Origin of the sequence: Asanoa sp. NPDC049475, from assembly GCF_040676915.1 — a bacterium.
Taxonomy (GTDB): domain Bacteria; phylum Actinomycetota; class Actinomycetes; order Mycobacteriales; family Micromonosporaceae; genus Asanoa.
The window spans coordinates 573330-587305 of record NZ_JBFAPY010000007.1 but is presented as its reverse complement, the minus strand read 5'-3'; the positions used below and the strand labels follow the sequence as shown (position 1 = coordinate 587305).

Sequence of the window (13976 nt, the reverse complement as noted above, 5' to 3'; positions counted from 1 at the left end):
TCGGAGACTGGTGAACTGGCTGGTCCGCTCAGGCGGTGCAACCCGCGATCGTGTAGAGGTTGCAGTTGATGCAGGTCGGGTGACACGACCCGCAGTAGGTGGTCCAGGTGAACCCGGGGCAGCAACCGAGCGACATCACGTGCTCCGTGCGGCCACCGACGACGTCGTCGAGGAACTCGTCGCCGAGCACGATGCCGCCGCTCGGGTGATGGGGCAGGGCGTCGCGTTCGTCCGCCGTCAGCCCCGCCCGGTACTCAGCGTCTTTCCATGCCCTCACCAGATCCATCGACCGCTCCTCACGTCGTGACCCTCAGGACCTCGTTGCAGTCCTTCGTCGTCTTGGTCGGCAGGTCGGCCTGGCAGGTCTGGAACGAGAAGATGCCGCCGTCGCCAAAGCTCTTGTTGATCGCCGTGTAACCCGCGGCCATGCCCCGGTCGTTGTACACGACGCCGCTGCGGGAGACGGTGGACGAGCCCTTGGGCCGGAAGTTCCACTTGACCGCGACGGGGATGTTGTTGGCGCTGGTGTCGTAGAGCCAGATCCACTCGCCGTACGGCTGGAAGCAGCCGACCGCGTAGTCGCTGGGATGACAGTGCAGCGGCTCGACAGCGTCCTGTTCGGACACCACACCGGCCCGCTGCCAGCCGTCGGCGGCGGAGGCCGGAGATCCCGACGCGATGACGGTCGCCGCCACGAGAACACTGAGCGCGACCGCACCGATCCTTTTGAACAATTGGCAGTCCTTCCCCTGGTCGCAAGGACGTCAGGCGCCCCCGCGATCGTCGACATGACTTTGCGGATCGAAGGTTATCGACGGGCCGTACAAGGCTGCGCATACGCGGGTGCATACCGCGACCAGCGGGAACGCGCGACGGCCCGCCACCCAGGAAGGGTGGCGGGCAGCCGGTGGTGGGGGGTCAGCCGAACTGGACCCAGTTGAGGTTGACGAGGCCGGGCCTCGGGCCGTCGGTGACGCCGCTGAAGACCAGGTAGAGCCGGTGCGTTCCGGCCGGCTGGCTGACCGGCACCGAGGTCTCGGCGAAGGCGCCGTTGCCCGTCGTCGCGTTCGGCGTCGCCGTGCCGACCACCGCGCCGGCGGGTGAGTCGAACCGCAGCTCGGCGGTGGCCCGCGCGGTTGTCAACAGTTGGTCTGCAAGCATTGACGCCAAAACCGTCTTGCCTGAGCCCGGTTCGCCGATCACCACCAGCTGTCGCCCGGGCAATTCCCGCAGCTGCGACGCAACGACCGCGACGTCACCTTTCTAGCGGCGCTTCAGCCCAGGTTGTGTCATCAAGTTCACGGCGTCCCATCACCGCCGATCGGTCGGCGCTGACGTGATCGGCAGAGCGGTAACGCAGCCGAAGCGGAGCGGGCCGGTACAAGTGCCGCCTCAAAGCGCTGGTCCGATCACCGTCAACATGTGTATGGCTAAGCGATCGGCCGCTCGCGACAGCGGCTCCTCATCACTTGAGCGACGCACCGCTTGCCAGACGGGATGCGCAAAAGCTCCCAGCAGTGCGGCGATCGCAGCCGACACGACAGTGAAGCCGCTTTTGTCGTCGGCGAACGCAGCCCAGGTTGCGCCGGCTGCCACGCTCCCCGGGATGACGAGGAGCAGCAGGCGGCGGACAGATCCACTCTGGAGCCAGCGCACGCCAACACCGTACCCACCGTTATCAAACCGGGCCAGACTGGCGGGATTGAGACAATACATTTAGCCACTGGATCGCAGGGCGGCAGCCCCAAGGCGGAATCCTGGCGGAGCGCCGTCGCATACGTCGACGGCCGGACGCCTTTCACGTCGGCGTGCTGAGGTGGCGCCGCGGGGCCAACGTACTGGGCGGTCCGAGTCGCCGACCCCCGCCGGCGGCATGATGCGCGAGTCGACACCCGCTGTAGGCAGCGCCGGGCTGCCACGGTATGCCCGTTTCATGGTTCGTTGAAGGGCGCGACGGAGCCGCGCGGCCGCGGCGCGTGGGAAAGGCTTCGCGGGCCGCGGACTGCGCCCTCGGACCTACCACTGGGACCGGGACACCGTGATCCTTCCCATCCTCGTCTCGCAGCCGGCCGGCACCGCTACCGCGGAGCCCGCGGTGCACCAAGCCGAGTTCGTCGTCGGCTGACGCCGAGCCGCCGGCCAGCTCTTGAACACGAGGGGTGTCCACATAACTGTCCTTATGTTGTACAGCTCGCCCCTTGACTGCGACAGAGATAGGACAGGCACGCGCCGAATGGGGCCTGGTGCTGCATCAGCATGGCCACTGCTCGGCGTCGCAGCCGAGGCCCTTCGACCCGTTGACTGATCGGGCCGAGATGGTTGCTACGGGCCAGGTCTCGCATGGCATCGCTTAAATTTCAGGCCGCTTCCACAGGGGCAGGGTTCGTTACGCCCAGTCTTTGGACTAGGCACACCGGACGAACTGGAATTTGGCGCAGGTGCGCTCGGGCTTGCTCCGGTCGACGGCGCTTGTTCCTGCAGTTGTTCAACAACCTCGCGGGCGATCTCTTCCGACGAGGGCGGGTCGCCTGTCGCCACCGAGGTCCAATATGGACCGATTAGCAAGCTCAAGATGGCTATAATCAAGCCAACGTAGAACTGTACGTCCGCTCGTCGCGTAGATCTGTCTCGCACTTGCGCAGCCAACTCGGGATATTCTTCTTCGACCGCACCACTGAGATCGCTAGATCTTTGCAAGAGATTGTAAAGGCGCACTAACTGGTCGGGTGAGTAGCTGCGGAGCATCGACAGCGTATTGTCCACTACTTCGTAAACGCCGTCCATTATGCGACCCATCTGGCCACAGCTAGGACACGGTCCGCCAGTGCTATTCATAAACGTGACCCTCGATGCGCCGCTGATGGGCGCAAAGATCGAGAAAGGCTTCGAACAGGATACGCAGAAGACGGCCAAGTGGGGCACCAGCCAACGGTAGCCAAACCGCTAGCTCCTCGGTAGGCCGATCCGGGTGCGCTGCACGACCTACTCGGCTTGTGCTAAAGCCTTCAAGTCGGGTCAAAAGGTAGAGATGGCGCCCGGCCTACCCTCTGGGCTATCGGCTTGACGCCTTTTGCGGAGGCTGGACCTCGCCCGAACTCGGGCGAGACGCCGACCGCAGACGCCTGCACCGCTTTGAGATCGACACGGTCGCCCGCCAAGTTGTGGTGTAGCACTCCCGATACGGCAGTTAGTCCCCATCGTGTTCAATCGGATGTCCTGAACGGTGGAGCGAATAACCCCGCGACTCCGCGCTCGCCATGGCGGGATTATGGACCGCCGTGTGCGGTCGAGCTCGCCCGATCATCTACTCGGCGGGCGGCCTAAGATCCCCAGGATCGTGACCGGACACAGGTATGCGGGGACGTCGCCACCTAGAACGATATGTCCAATCTGGCGTATGTGTCTGACAACGCATCGATGACGCTTGGCGCTCCATCGGTCATGTTGTGCGGCGCTGGGTCGGCCCGAGCGTGCGAGATCCGCCCCGAAACAGGACATGCCGTACACCGTTGGGCGTCGCTGATCGCCTCGGCTATCGGGGTGGCCGCGTCAACGGTCGACCCGCGGGCAGCAACCCGCTCGTTGCCCTCTGCACGGGCATGTTTGAACCTGTACTTAGCGGACAAGCGCGTCGGTACCAGAAACTCCTTTGCCCAGAACGACTTCGAGCGTCAAAGATGTCTCCCATGGCGCGACGATGCGCATTTTGCGGTGGGGCAAGCTTGACCAGGGAGCATGTAATACCCAGGTGGCTCAGCACCGTGCTGCCCGAACAGGCCCGATACCGGGGCCAGGACCAGGCGACGATGCTCTTTCGCCCTGTTCGCACGTTCGACGGTCTCCATCGCCGAGAAATGGCGCAGACGTTCAACTCGCAGACCGTCAAGGCGGTCTGTGGTCGATGCAACAACGGCTTTATGAACCGAATCGAGGCTGCCGCTCGGTCCTGTCTGTCCACGATGATCCGCGGTGACATGGAGCTGTCGCTCTCTGCCGAGGCGGCTGTCGCCCTCGCGACCTGGGCGGTCAAGACCAGCCTGATGGTACAGCTGACTGGGTCTCAGCCGGCCGCCATCGAACAGGTCTATAAAGGCTTCTACGCGACCCGACGGCCCACTCCCGAATGCCTGGTCTGGGGGGCGGTGGTTGACGATGACCGGTGGGCGCTGCGCACGGAGAGCCGCCTCATGTTGGTGGCTCCGGACGGCCAGTCGGCGAGCCCCGACGATCCGCCGAACATGCTCTCGGTGACCATCGGCCTTGGCTCATTGCTGCTGTACGTCATCATCGATCCGGTCCTCGGAAACCCGATGTGGAACCTCACGTCGGCGTTTCGTGGCGCCCTGGTCCCGCTCTGGCCCAATCCCAACCCGTCCACATGGCCTCCTCGTGCTTTAAACCCCGCCGAGGCGCGGTTCTTATGTGAGTACATGCCGCTGCTGTTGATTAAGGGAAGTCAGTGATGGGAACCCTCCGCGGACAGCCTCGAGCGCGTGCAGGACACGTGCGCGGCCGGCACCGTCGGAGGCACTCCGCCGAAGCATCCGCAACGGGCCACAACTACGACCGTCGCTGCGTGGTCCGTGACTTGAGCCGCCGCGGACCGCCCACCACCGCCTCAAGGGTCGCCCTATGCCCGCAATCTTCAGCGTGCAGGAGCGTTGCCCTCGGGAAGTTTGCGAGGCCTGAAAGATCTTGCCGTAGCCGTAGTGCTACGGGTCACGGCTGTCCCCATGCCCGCCGGCAACCGGACACTCCTGGTCCCGGCCGCGCACCGCCGAGGGTCGACGAGCGGGTCAAGCGGGAGGCACGACCACGGACTTAAGTTTGCTTTGCGTGCCGGCCCTTGCCCGGCCGTCCCATAGAAGGCGGACGGTGACAGAGTCACCCTCCTCGCTTAAACCAGACCGAGAAGGCCGCCGCGCGGCGTGCCAAGTGGACTGCTACGCGCGCTGCAGACCGGTTCCCGGAGCCGGATACCGCATGCGCAAGCACGGCAAATATTTACAGCTCAAAACGGCGGGTCAGGCGCCATCAGCGTCAGATCTGACTCCCAGAACCGCTTGAAATGGATGCAGAAGGTCATGATGTCATCTGGGCACGTAGCAGTGGTGAAGAAGGACCAATGACGTGTCACGGAAGCCGTTGTCTCGCTCGTGAGATATGGCCTGTCGATAGCACTTAAGATGGCGCCGATGCGAGTCGTATGCCGCGTGGCCTCTGCGAGCGCATCGACGAATTCGGCCTCCAGCCTCGGTCCGATCCATGCGTTAGAACACGAAGGAAGAGGAGCCCAATATCGCCCTTTGGTAATTGCTTTGCTGCACCACGAACTGTGTTCATTACAGAATTCCTAGACCAGGCAGTGTCGTCGTCTTTCGCTTTGATCTCCACTGGCACGAGGCGTTGATTTATCACGGCGAAGGCGTCGTAATCGCTGCCTTTCATGCCGCTTGAGTGGCGAGCCTCAACGTGCGGACTCGCGATCCGGAGCGCCCACAGCACATCGAGCTCGAACGCAGCCCCACTCAACTTACGCGTTCTCACACCATCAAGATGCACTGGACTCCGACCCAGGCCGGTTGGGAGCTGATCAGCGTGCGCAGTGTCAGCGCCGACGGCACCCTGTCGGAGGCGACGTCCAGCGACTTCAACGTCGTCGACACCAGGCCGTACGTGTACTCCAACAGCTATCCGGACTACGGCGCCCACGGCGGCGTCGGCCTGCCGGGCGAGTTCCAGTTGAGCACCCCGCTGCCCGACGTCGACGCCTACGTCTACCAGTTCAACGACGGTCCGGAGCAGGTGGCCGACGCCGACCCGAACTTCCCGCACGTGACGGTCAACTGGACGCCGGAGCGATCCGGCCCCAACACGCTTCGGGTGCGCATGCGCTTCCTCGACGGTTCCTTCTCGCCGGAGCGGGCGTACGAATTCCAGGTCGACGACGCGCCGTTGGTCGTGTCCACCGACTACCCGGAGAACGAGTCCGTCGGCCAGCCGGGTCAGCCGGGCCGCTTCACGTTCAGCCCGGGCCGCGAGGGCGTCGTCGAATACCGCTACTCCCTCGACGGCAACGCCGACGAGGTCGTCGCGGCCGGCCCCGACGGCCGAGCCACGCTCGACATCACGCCGACGCACCCGGGCTACAACATCCTGCTGGTGGCCAGCGTCGGGGCGGACGGCACGACCAGTGCCCAGCGGCAGTACTCGTTCCGGGTCCGCGATCCGTTCGTGCGGGTCTACAGCGACTACTACGAATGGGCACCGCGTGGCGGTCTGGGCAGCGTGGCCGAGTTCCGGTTCGACACGGAGCTCAGCGAGGTCACGGCCTTCGAATACCGGGTCAACGGCGGGGCGTGGCAGACCGTCGAGGGCTCGTGGTCGGCCACGGCAAAGGTGACACTCGACCGCAACGGCGAGAACCTGCTCTCGGTACGCGGCCGCACGGCGACGGGCACGACGGCACAGACCGACTATCCCTTCCTGGTCGGCACGGCGCCGCTCGTGTCGTCGAGCGTCTACCTCCCGTCCGGCTCCACGGGCGGCGTGGGCGTACCCGGCGATTTCACGTTCACCCAGGGCGGCCCGGGGATGGTCGAGTTCGAATACACGGTCAACGACGTCGACGTGACGACCGTGCCCGCCGACGCCAACGGCAAGGCCACCATCACCTGGACGCCGACGGGTGGCGGCTCGCACGCGATGCGGGTGCGCGGCCGCACGGCTGACGGCACGTGGTCCAACGCGACCGAATACCGCTTCTACGTCACCTGGAGCTGAGCGACAACGCCCGGGGATCGGCTCCACGCGGAGCGGATCCCCGGGCACGGCTCAAGGCGGATAGCGCATCTCGGGGAACGCGCGGGTCGGACCCTCGATGCGGTCCAGCACGAACGGGATGTCAGCCGCGAAGTCCGGCGCGCCCAGCGAGTGCTCGCCGCCGATGTCCGGGAGCGTGAGTCGGCCGTCCGGGAACTCGCTGTACGCGTCGTGGGTGTGGTCGACGGTCACCACGACGAGCCCGTGGCTGGCCAGCTCCTGCACCGAGACCGTGTTGTCGGCCCGATGGTCGGGTACCAGACGCTGACCATCAGTTCGCGGTGGCGGCCCGGGCCGGCGATCGGGTCCGGCCGGGAACGGTCGACGAGGTGCGGCGGACCATGCCGATCGGGAAGGGTCCGGTCGGCGTGGGCAGGACTAGCAGCCCGAGACGGGAGGCCGATTACGCCGAGGCCGAGGCTCCAGTAAGGACAGTGCGGCGGGACACCGCGGTCACGGTGCCCCCTCGACACGGGCGATGAGTTGTTTGAGTCGCGTGATCTCCTCCGCGAGCGCGATGTCGCCCGCGGCGGTGACGGTGATCCAGGTGCGGCCGCGCTTTCCCTCGTAGCCCCTTCCCGAGCCCGACCAGGCCGGCCGTTTCCAGCACGACCAGGTGCTGCGAGAGGTTTCCGGCCGTCAGCACCAACCGAGTGCGCAGATAGCCGAACTCCACGCGACGCGCCTCGTGCGCGATCGTCAGGATGCCGAGCCGGACCCGCTGGTGCACGACGTCATCCAGCCCGGCGACCGGGCGCGGAGGCTCGGTCACGGCGCCGCCGCGGCCGTCGCGCCAGCGCGAATCCGGCACAAACCAGTTGGCGCTAGTGCGCGACGAGGCTGGACCCCACCTGTGAACGACCAGCGCGTACGCCGTGGTCGACGACCCTAGCGGCCTGCTCGGGTCGCGGCGCCCACGATGCGGTCGGTTTCGTCGTCGAACTCGCCGATCAGCTCTTCCAGGAGGTCCTCCAGCGCTACCACGCCGACCACCTGGTCGTCCGAGGTGACCACGGCGAGCTGGGAGCGGTGTTCGCGCATCATCCGCACCGCCCCCGCCACCGGGACCGCCGCGCCGAGCGACAGGGGCGACGACATCAGGTCGGCCGCGGTCTGCGGCGTACCCGAGGTGGTCACCCGGACCGCTTCACGGACGTGCACGAAACCGCGCACCTGGCCGTCGGCCGAGATCACCGCGAGCCGGGAGCGGCCGCTGCGCCGGCTGGTCAGCTCGATCTCGCGGCCCGACGCCGTCGGTGGCACCGAGACGACCTCCGCCAACGGGGTCATCACCTGCGCCACCGTGGTGTTCTGCACCGCCAGCATCGCGGTCAACAGCTCGTGCTCCGCCGCCGCGATCGTGCCGTGCTCGCGGGACGACTGCAGCAGCAGGCGCAGCTCGTCGGGGCCGTGCACCTGGGCCAGCTCGTCCTGCGGCACCACCTTGACGAGGCGCAGGCAGGCGTTGGCCAGCTGGTTGAGCGCGAGCAGCGCCGGCCGGAACACCCATGTGAACGCTCGGAACGGGCGGGCGAGCAGCAGCGCCGACCGCTCCGGGTGGCTGATCGCCCACGACTTCGGGGCCATCTCACCGACGACCACGTGCAGGAAGCTCACCACGATCACGGCGAGGAGGAACGCGAAGACGTACGAGAGGCCGGACGGCAGCCCCGTCGCGTCGAAGACCGGCTGGAGCAGGTGGCTGACCGTGGGTTTGGCCAGGGCACCGAGCGCCAGCGTGCTCAGGGTGATGCCGAGCTGCGCGCCGGCCAGCATGACCGAGAGCTCGCGTACACCTGCGATCGCCGAACGGGCCGACTTGTTGCCTTCCGCGGCGGCCTGCTCCAGACGGTGTCGCTTGGAGGCCACCAGTGCGAACTCAGCGGCCACGAAGAACCCGTTTGCCACGAGCAGCAGCAGCGAGAAGATCAGGGACCAGGTCGTGTTCATGCCGGCACCACCTCGAGCGAGACCTCGTCCGGCACGTGCCGGCGGACCGACTCCACCCGCAGGCGGGCGCGGCCCGGTGACATCGGCTCGGCGTCCTCCGACAGCACCGGTGGCAGCTCCACCAGCACCACGTCGCCCGGGGTGGGCACGCGGCCGAGGCGTTGCAGCACCAGGCCGGAGAGCGTGTCGTAGGTGGGTGACGTAGGCAGCACCACACCGGTCGCCTCGGCCGCCTCGTCGAGGCGCCAACGGCCAGGCAGCGACCACAAACCGTCGGGACGGTGGCGGGCGGAGGGCTGTGGCAGGTCGTCCTCGTCGTGGATCTCGCCGACCAGCTCCTCGGCCACGTCCTCGAGGCTGATCACGCCGGCGAAACCGCCGTACTCGTCGATCACACAGGCGAGCTGGCGGTGCTCGGCACGCAGCCGCTCCAGCACCGCCGGCAACGGCAGTGTCTCCGGCACCAGCACGGCTGGCACGGCCAGCGTGCCGACCAGCACCTTGCCCCGGTCCGCCGGCTCCACCTCGACCACGTCGCCGACCGCCACGATGCCGCGCACGTCGTCGACCGCCGCCCCGAGCACGGGGAAGCGGGTGTGGCCCGTGTCGAGCAACTCGACCACGCGTACCGCCGGATCGTCGGCGTGGACGGTCACCACGTCGACCCGCGGCACCATCGCGTCGCCGGCCGTCCGGGTGCGGAAGTCGAGACCGTGGTCGAGCAGCCGAGAGGTGTCGGCGTCGAGCTGACCCGACTGGCGCGAGCTTTCGATGATCCGGTCCAGGTCTTCCGTGGTCGCGCCCTGCGGAAGCTCCTCGACCGGGTGAATGCCGACCGACCGGAGCAGCTTGTTGGAGGTCGCGTCGAACAGCGTGATCAACGGTCCGGCGATCTTCAGGTACGCCTCCGTCGGCCGCGACAGCGACCGGGCCAGCGCGTCCGGCTTGGCGATCGCCAGGTTCTTGGGCGCGAGCTCGCCGACCACCATCTGGATCACGGTCGCGATCAGCAGCGCGACGGCCACCGAGATGGTGGCGGTCACCCCTTCCGACGCGCCGGTCAGGCCGACGAGGTCGGCGATGCCTTCACCGAGGTACGGCTCGGCCACGTAACCAGCGAGCAGGGCGGTGACGGTGATGCCGAGCTGAGCGCCCGAAAGGACGAACGAGAGTCGGGAGGTCACGTGCAGCGCGCGTTCGGCGGCGGCGTCGCCTGCTTCGGCCTCAGCGCGCAGCTTGGACCGGTCGACGGCGACGTAAGCGAACTCCTGGGCCACGAAGAAGCCGGTCGCCACCGTCAGCGCGACGATGATCGCGAGGCCCGCCAGGATCAACATGATTTGGGAAGCCGGTCAGAGACCGGCTTGGTACTACCTTCATCCACCCGCCGAGATTATCGGGATTCGCTGAGGGTTCGCTGGGAACTTGCTAACCGAGGTAGCCGCTGGCCTGGAGGTGGAATAGTTCCTGGTACAGCCCCCCGGCGACGATCAGCTCCGCGTGGCTGCCGTGCTGCACGATGCGCCCGTGGTGCAGCACGTAGATCTGGTCGGCGTGGCGCACATTGGCGAGTCGGTGTGTGATCAACACCACCGTGCGGTCCGGGCGACGGCGAAGCTGCTGGAACATCGCGTGCTCGGCCCGGGCATCGAGGGCCGACGACGGCTCGTCACAGATCAACAGGGCCGCGTCCCGGTAGAAGCCCCGGGCCGCGACGAGGCGCTGCCATTGGCCGCCGGATAGGTCGTGGCCGTCCTTGAACTGCCGGTTCAGCAGTGTCGCGTACCCCTTGGGGAGATCTTCGATCATCTCGTGAGCGGACGCCGCGGTCGCCGCGTCGACGACCGTCGGGCCGGTCTCCCGATCGCCGCGCCCGACCGCGATGTTCTGGTGCGCCGTGAACGGGAACTTCCACCAATCCTGGGTGATCACCGCGACCTGCGCGGCCCGGCTGGCCGGATCGACTCGCCGCACGTCGACCCCGTTCCAGGTGATCGTGCCGCCGGTGGGTTGGTAGAGCCCCGCGAGCAGCTTGGCGAGGCTGGACTTGCCGGAGCCGTTCTCGCCGACCAGGGCGATCACCTGGCCCTTGCGCACGGTCAGCGACACCTCGTCGACGGCCGGCGTGTCGGTGTCCGGATAGCGCAGGCTCGCCCGGTCGAGCCGGATCTCGTCGAAGGGGGTGGCCGGCTCGCCGCTCGGCTCGGGTGCCTGCGCCCAGGCCCGGTCGACGAAAGCGCGGAAGTCGCCGTAGTAGAGCGCGTCCTCGTAAAGCCGGTTGGTCGCGTAGATCGCCGTGTTGAGGCCCATCTGCGCGGCTTGCAGGGCGAGCAGGGCGGTAGCGGCGGCGGCCAGCGGGATCGCACCGTCGACGAGCATCCAGCCGAGCACGGCGTAGAGCGCCAGACTCGCCAGGCCACCCACGGCCGCCCCGACGGTGCGGGTGCCGGTCTGCGCCCGCACGAGCCGCATCTCCGCCGCCGTCTGGCTACGCATGATCCGCTCGTACTGCCCGAGCAGGAAGTCACGCATCTGGTAGCTGCGGACCTCGGCCGCGGTGTGCCGGTTGGCCATGATGCTGCCCAGCAGCCACATTCGCCGGCGGTGGCCGATGAACGCGAGCATCGCGAGGTATTCGCGGCGCGCCATCCTTACCGCCGTGACGGCCGACGGGATCGCCGCGACGACCAGGCAGGGCAACAGGATCGGCTCGATGACGGCGATGGCGGCCGCCGTGGCGACGACGCGGACCAGGCCGGTCAAAAGGTCCACACTGGAGTTGACGATCGACGCCGCCTCGACGATGCCCCGTTCCTTGGCGCGGTCCATCTCCTCCGCGAAGCCCGAGTCGTCGAACGCGGCCAGCCCGACCGCGGTGGTCGCACCGAACAGGCGCAGCTCGACGGCGTAGTTGATCTGTGGAGCCATCCGGGCCTGCGCCCAACCGGCTGCGATCGTCAGCCCGCCGCGGACCGAGACCGCGACCGCGGCCACGACCAGCGCGGGCAGGGCGGCCGCGATCCGGTCAGGAGTGGGACCGGCCGCGAACAGCTCCGTCAGGACCGAGCTGGTGGCCAGCAGGCCGAAGGTGGTGGCGACACCGGCGATGACGTTGAAGGCGATGGCCGCGGTCGTGTCGAGCCGGTTGGCCTGCCAGGCCAGGGAGAGCGCCTCCCGGACGATCGCCGGCAGCCGGCGGGCGACAGCCCAGAAGCTGGTCTCGGCGAACGACTCGCTGTGATGAAGCCAGCCGGCGGCCTCCAGCTCCGGCAAGGCGTCGTGGTCGTCGATCGTCTGCTGGGCCACAGGGCCGCTCCTGGATGCCGGGGGGCAGCCCGCGCAGGTCCTCATTCATCGTAGTCGTTCGCGCTAGCCTCGGGCGCGTGGAGATTCGCGACGCGTCGGCGGCCGACTGGCCGCGCATCTATCCGTTCTTCGCCGCCATCACGGACGCCGGCGGCACGTACGCCTATCCCCTCGACCACACCCTGGAGTCGGCGCGTCCGTGGTGGATGGAGTCGCCCCCGGGCGTGACCGTCGTCGCGACCGACGCCGGCGAGATCCTGGGTTCGGCGAAGATGGGCCCGAACCGGCCGGGACGAGGCGCGCACATCGCGACGGCGAGCTTCATGGTCGACCCGGCGCACCAAGGCAGGGGCATCGGCAAAGCCCTCGGCACCTACGCGGTCGAGTGGGCGCGGGCGCAGGGCTACGTGGGCATGCAGTTCAACGCGGTGGTCTCGACCAACACCGTCGCGGTGCGGCTGTGGCAGCAGCTCGGGTTCACGATCATGACGACGATCCCGGAAGCCTTCGACCACCGCGTGCACGGTTTGGTCGGCTTGCACGTCATGTACCAAAAGTTTTGAGAGCCTTATGTTGGCATAGGTCCTTTTTAGAGGAAAGATGACTCATACTTTCGGCTAGCTTCTTGGTGCTGACCGGCTTAGAGTGAGCGTCGATTGGTTAACCCGTGCTCCATAGCAAAGATCGCTATTCGGGTACGTCCCAGGAGGCCCACGATGTCGACGCAGACCCTCTTCGAGTCCACCCCGGACACGGCGGAGCCGACTGAGCTGCTCGCCGCCTTGGCCGCGCTGCCCGCCGACCACCCCTCGCGGTCGTCGCTTCGGGATCGCACGATCGAGGCCTGGCTTCCGCTGGCCAACCACCTGGCGCACCGCTACAGCGGCCGGGGCGAGCCGACCGACGACCTGCTGCAGACCGCGGCGGTCGGCCTGATCAAGGCGGTCGACAAGTTCGACCCGTCACGCGGAGTGGACTTCGCCGGCTACGCGATCCCGACCATCATCGGCGAGCTCAAGCGCCACTTCCGGGACCGCACCTGGGACATCCGGGTGCCGCGCCGGTTGCAGGAACTGCGCCTCGCCATCTCCGAGGCCAACAGCACGCTGCTGCAGTCGCTGGGCCGGTCGCCGACGGTGGCCGATGTCGCGGAGCACCTGAAGCTTTCCGAGGAAGAGGTGCTGGAGGGGCTGGAGGGGGCGCGGGCGTACAACGCGGTGTCGCTCTCGACGCCGACGGGCGACGGCGAGCGCGGCACCGAGCTGGGTGACCTGCTCGGGTCCGAGGACACGTCGTTCGAGCTGGCCGAGCTGCGCGTCGCCCTCGGGCCGGCCCTGGCGACCCTCGACGAGCGCGAGCAGAAGATCCTGACGCTGCGTTTCTACGGCAACCTGACCCAGTCGCAGATCGCGGACCAGATCGGCGTCTCCCAGATGCACGTCTCCCGCCTGCTCACGCGCGCCTTGACCAAGCTGCGCGGAACCCTCACGGAGAGCAGCTTCAGCTAGGGACGCAGCAGGTTGCCGATGTCGGCGGCCAGCGCTACGGACGCGTCGATCTCTTCCTTGCGAATCGACACGCTTTCCACGTTGAACCCGAACGGCGTGCCGATGCGGCGACAGAAGTCGGCCAGGTCACGCGCGTTGGCCCGGCACTGGTCGAGGGACTCGGTGAGCGGGTCTTCCGCGTGGACGAGCGCGTTCTCCAGCCAGCGCGGCACGGCGAGCCGAGCCAGCGCAGGAACGCCAAGGTCTTCAGTGAACCGCAGACCGACAGCGTGAAGATGACCGGTTGGGGTGTCAGACCGCGTTGCCGGCAGGTGTAGACGTAGTCCGACACCAGGCTCTTGGTCGCGCCGACGTCGTAGACCAGCAGGTCGGGGCTGACCTCGCGGCGCA

General features: G+C 67.4%; 14 protein-coding genes and 1 pseudogene. 4 read left to right on the top strand and 11 right to left on the bottom strand.

What is annotated here, in order from left to right:
- Positions 1 to 28: 28 nt before the first annotated feature.
- The 5 genes from AB0J88_RS30035 to AB0J88_RS30015 form a co-directional block, all read right to left on the bottom strand.
- Complete coding sequence (locus AB0J88_RS30035; protein ID WP_364349513.1) at positions 29 to 286, bottom strand: mersacidin/lichenicidin family type 2 lantibiotic; 258 nt, start codon at positions 284 to 286, stop codon at positions 29 to 31.
- Positions 287 to 296: 10 nt separating this feature from the next.
- Positions 297 to 734, bottom strand: coding sequence for a hypothetical protein (locus AB0J88_RS30030; RefSeq protein ID WP_364349516.1), 438 nt, complete (start codon positions 732 to 734; stop codon positions 297 to 299).
- Between the two features lie 184 nt (positions 735 to 918).
- On the bottom strand, positions 919 to 1161 hold the full coding sequence (locus tag AB0J88_RS30025) for a carbohydrate-binding protein (RefSeq protein WP_364349519.1): 243 nt from the start codon (positions 1159 to 1161) through the stop codon (positions 919 to 921).
- Positions 1162 to 1392: 231 nt separating this feature from the next.
- A complete protein-coding gene (locus tag AB0J88_RS30020) occupies positions 1393 to 1656 on the bottom strand; it encodes a hypothetical protein (RefSeq protein WP_364349522.1) in 264 nt (87 codons plus the stop codon).
- 666 nt (positions 1657 to 2322) lie between these two features.
- Positions 2323 to 2745, bottom strand: coding sequence for an SEC-C domain-containing protein (locus AB0J88_RS30015; protein WP_364738078.1), 423 nt, complete (start codon positions 2743 to 2745; stop codon positions 2323 to 2325).
- Between the two features lie 1016 nt (positions 2746 to 3761).
- Between AB0J88_RS30015 and AB0J88_RS30010 the strand changes: the two genes are divergently transcribed.
- Together AB0J88_RS30010 and AB0J88_RS30005 are read left to right on the top strand one after the other, a co-directional pair.
- Positions 3762 to 4463, top strand: a complete 702-nt coding sequence (locus AB0J88_RS30010; RefSeq protein WP_364349525.1) for a hypothetical protein — start codon at positions 3762 to 3764, stop codon at positions 4461 to 4463.
- Between the two features lie 1093 nt (positions 4464 to 5556).
- Positions 5557 to 6783 carry a hypothetical protein gene (locus AB0J88_RS30005; RefSeq protein ID WP_364349528.1) on the top strand — a complete coding sequence of 409 codons (1227 nt, stop codon included), beginning with the start codon at positions 5557 to 5559 and terminating at the stop codon, positions 6781 to 6783.
- 51 nt (positions 6784 to 6834) lie between these two features.
- On the opposite strand, the gene AB0J88_RS30000 is transcribed toward AB0J88_RS30005, so the two are convergent.
- From AB0J88_RS30000 to AB0J88_RS29980, 5 genes and pseudogenes are all read right to left on the bottom strand, one after another.
- Positions 6835 to 7047 (bottom strand): hypothetical protein, encoded by a 213-nt coding sequence (locus tag AB0J88_RS30000; protein ID WP_364349531.1) that lies wholly within the window; start codon positions 7045 to 7047, stop codon positions 6835 to 6837.
- 228 nt (positions 7048 to 7275) lie between these two features.
- Positions 7276 to 7594: pseudogene (locus AB0J88_RS29995) on the bottom strand (transcriptional regulator).
- A 116-nt stretch (positions 7595 to 7710) separates the two neighbouring features.
- Positions 7711 to 8772, bottom strand: a complete 1062-nt coding sequence (locus AB0J88_RS29990) for a hemolysin family protein (protein WP_364349534.1) — start codon at positions 8770 to 8772, stop codon at positions 7711 to 7713.
- Positions 8769 to 10109, bottom strand: a complete 1341-nt coding sequence (locus AB0J88_RS29985; RefSeq protein WP_364349537.1) for a hemolysin family protein — start codon at positions 10107 to 10109, stop codon at positions 8769 to 8771. The genes AB0J88_RS29990 and AB0J88_RS29985 overlap by 4 nt, the downstream gene beginning before the upstream one ends.
- Before the next feature lie 91 nt (positions 10110 to 10200).
- Entirely contained in the window at positions 10201 to 12078 is a 1878-nt protein-coding gene (locus tag AB0J88_RS29980; RefSeq protein WP_364349540.1) for an ABC transporter ATP-binding protein, read from the bottom strand.
- Between the two features lie 77 nt (positions 12079 to 12155).
- Here AB0J88_RS29980 and AB0J88_RS29975 point away from each other — a divergent pair, with 77 nt between their 5' ends.
- Together AB0J88_RS29975 and AB0J88_RS29970 are read left to right on the top strand one after the other, a co-directional pair.
- On the top strand, positions 12156 to 12641 hold the full coding sequence (locus AB0J88_RS29975) for a GNAT family N-acetyltransferase (RefSeq protein ID WP_364349543.1): 486 nt from the start codon (positions 12156 to 12158) through the stop codon (positions 12639 to 12641).
- Positions 12642 to 12794: 153 nt separating this feature from the next.
- Positions 12795 to 13586 (top strand): SigB/SigF/SigG family RNA polymerase sigma factor, encoded by a 792-nt coding sequence (locus tag AB0J88_RS29970; protein ID WP_364349546.1) that lies wholly within the window; start codon positions 12795 to 12797, stop codon positions 13584 to 13586.
- Here the strand turns inward: AB0J88_RS29970 and AB0J88_RS29965 are convergent.
- The gene (locus AB0J88_RS29965) at positions 13583 to 13798 is read right to left on the bottom strand and encodes a hypothetical protein (protein WP_364349550.1); all 216 of its coding nucleotides are present in this window, start codon (positions 13796 to 13798) and stop codon (positions 13583 to 13585) included. The two genes, AB0J88_RS29970 and AB0J88_RS29965, sit on opposite strands and share 4 nt — an antisense overlap.
- Positions 13799 to 13976 lie beyond the last annotated feature (178 nt).

What these genes read in the sequence shown, in the direction of transcription:
- AB0J88_RS30035 (WP_364349513.1), bottom strand. Translation starts at nt 286, where the DNA reads ATGGATCTGGTGAGGGCATGGAAAGACGCTGAGTACCGGGCGGGGCTG.
- AB0J88_RS30025 (WP_364349519.1), bottom strand. Translation starts at nt 1,161, where the DNA reads ATGCTTGCAGACCAACTGTTGACAACCGCGCGGGCCACCGCCGAGCTG.
- AB0J88_RS30015 (WP_364738078.1), bottom strand. Translation starts at nt 2,745, where the DNA reads ATGCTCCGCAGCTACTCACCCGACCAGTTAGTGCGCCTTTACAATCTC.
- AB0J88_RS30005 (WP_364349528.1), top strand. Translation starts at nt 5,557, where the DNA reads ATGCACTGGACTCCGACCCAGGCCGGTTGGGAGCTGATCAGCGTGCGC.
- AB0J88_RS29990 (WP_364349534.1), bottom strand. Translation starts at nt 8,772, where the DNA reads ATGAACACGACCTGGTCCCTGATCTTCTCGCTGCTGCTGCTCGTGGCA.
- AB0J88_RS29985 (WP_364349537.1), bottom strand. Translation starts at nt 10,109, where the DNA reads ATGTTGATCCTGGCGGGCCTCGCGATCATCGTCGCGCTGACGGTGGCG.
- AB0J88_RS29970 (WP_364349546.1), top strand. Translation starts at nt 12,795, where the DNA reads ATGTCGACGCAGACCCTCTTCGAGTCCACCCCGGACACGGCGGAGCCG.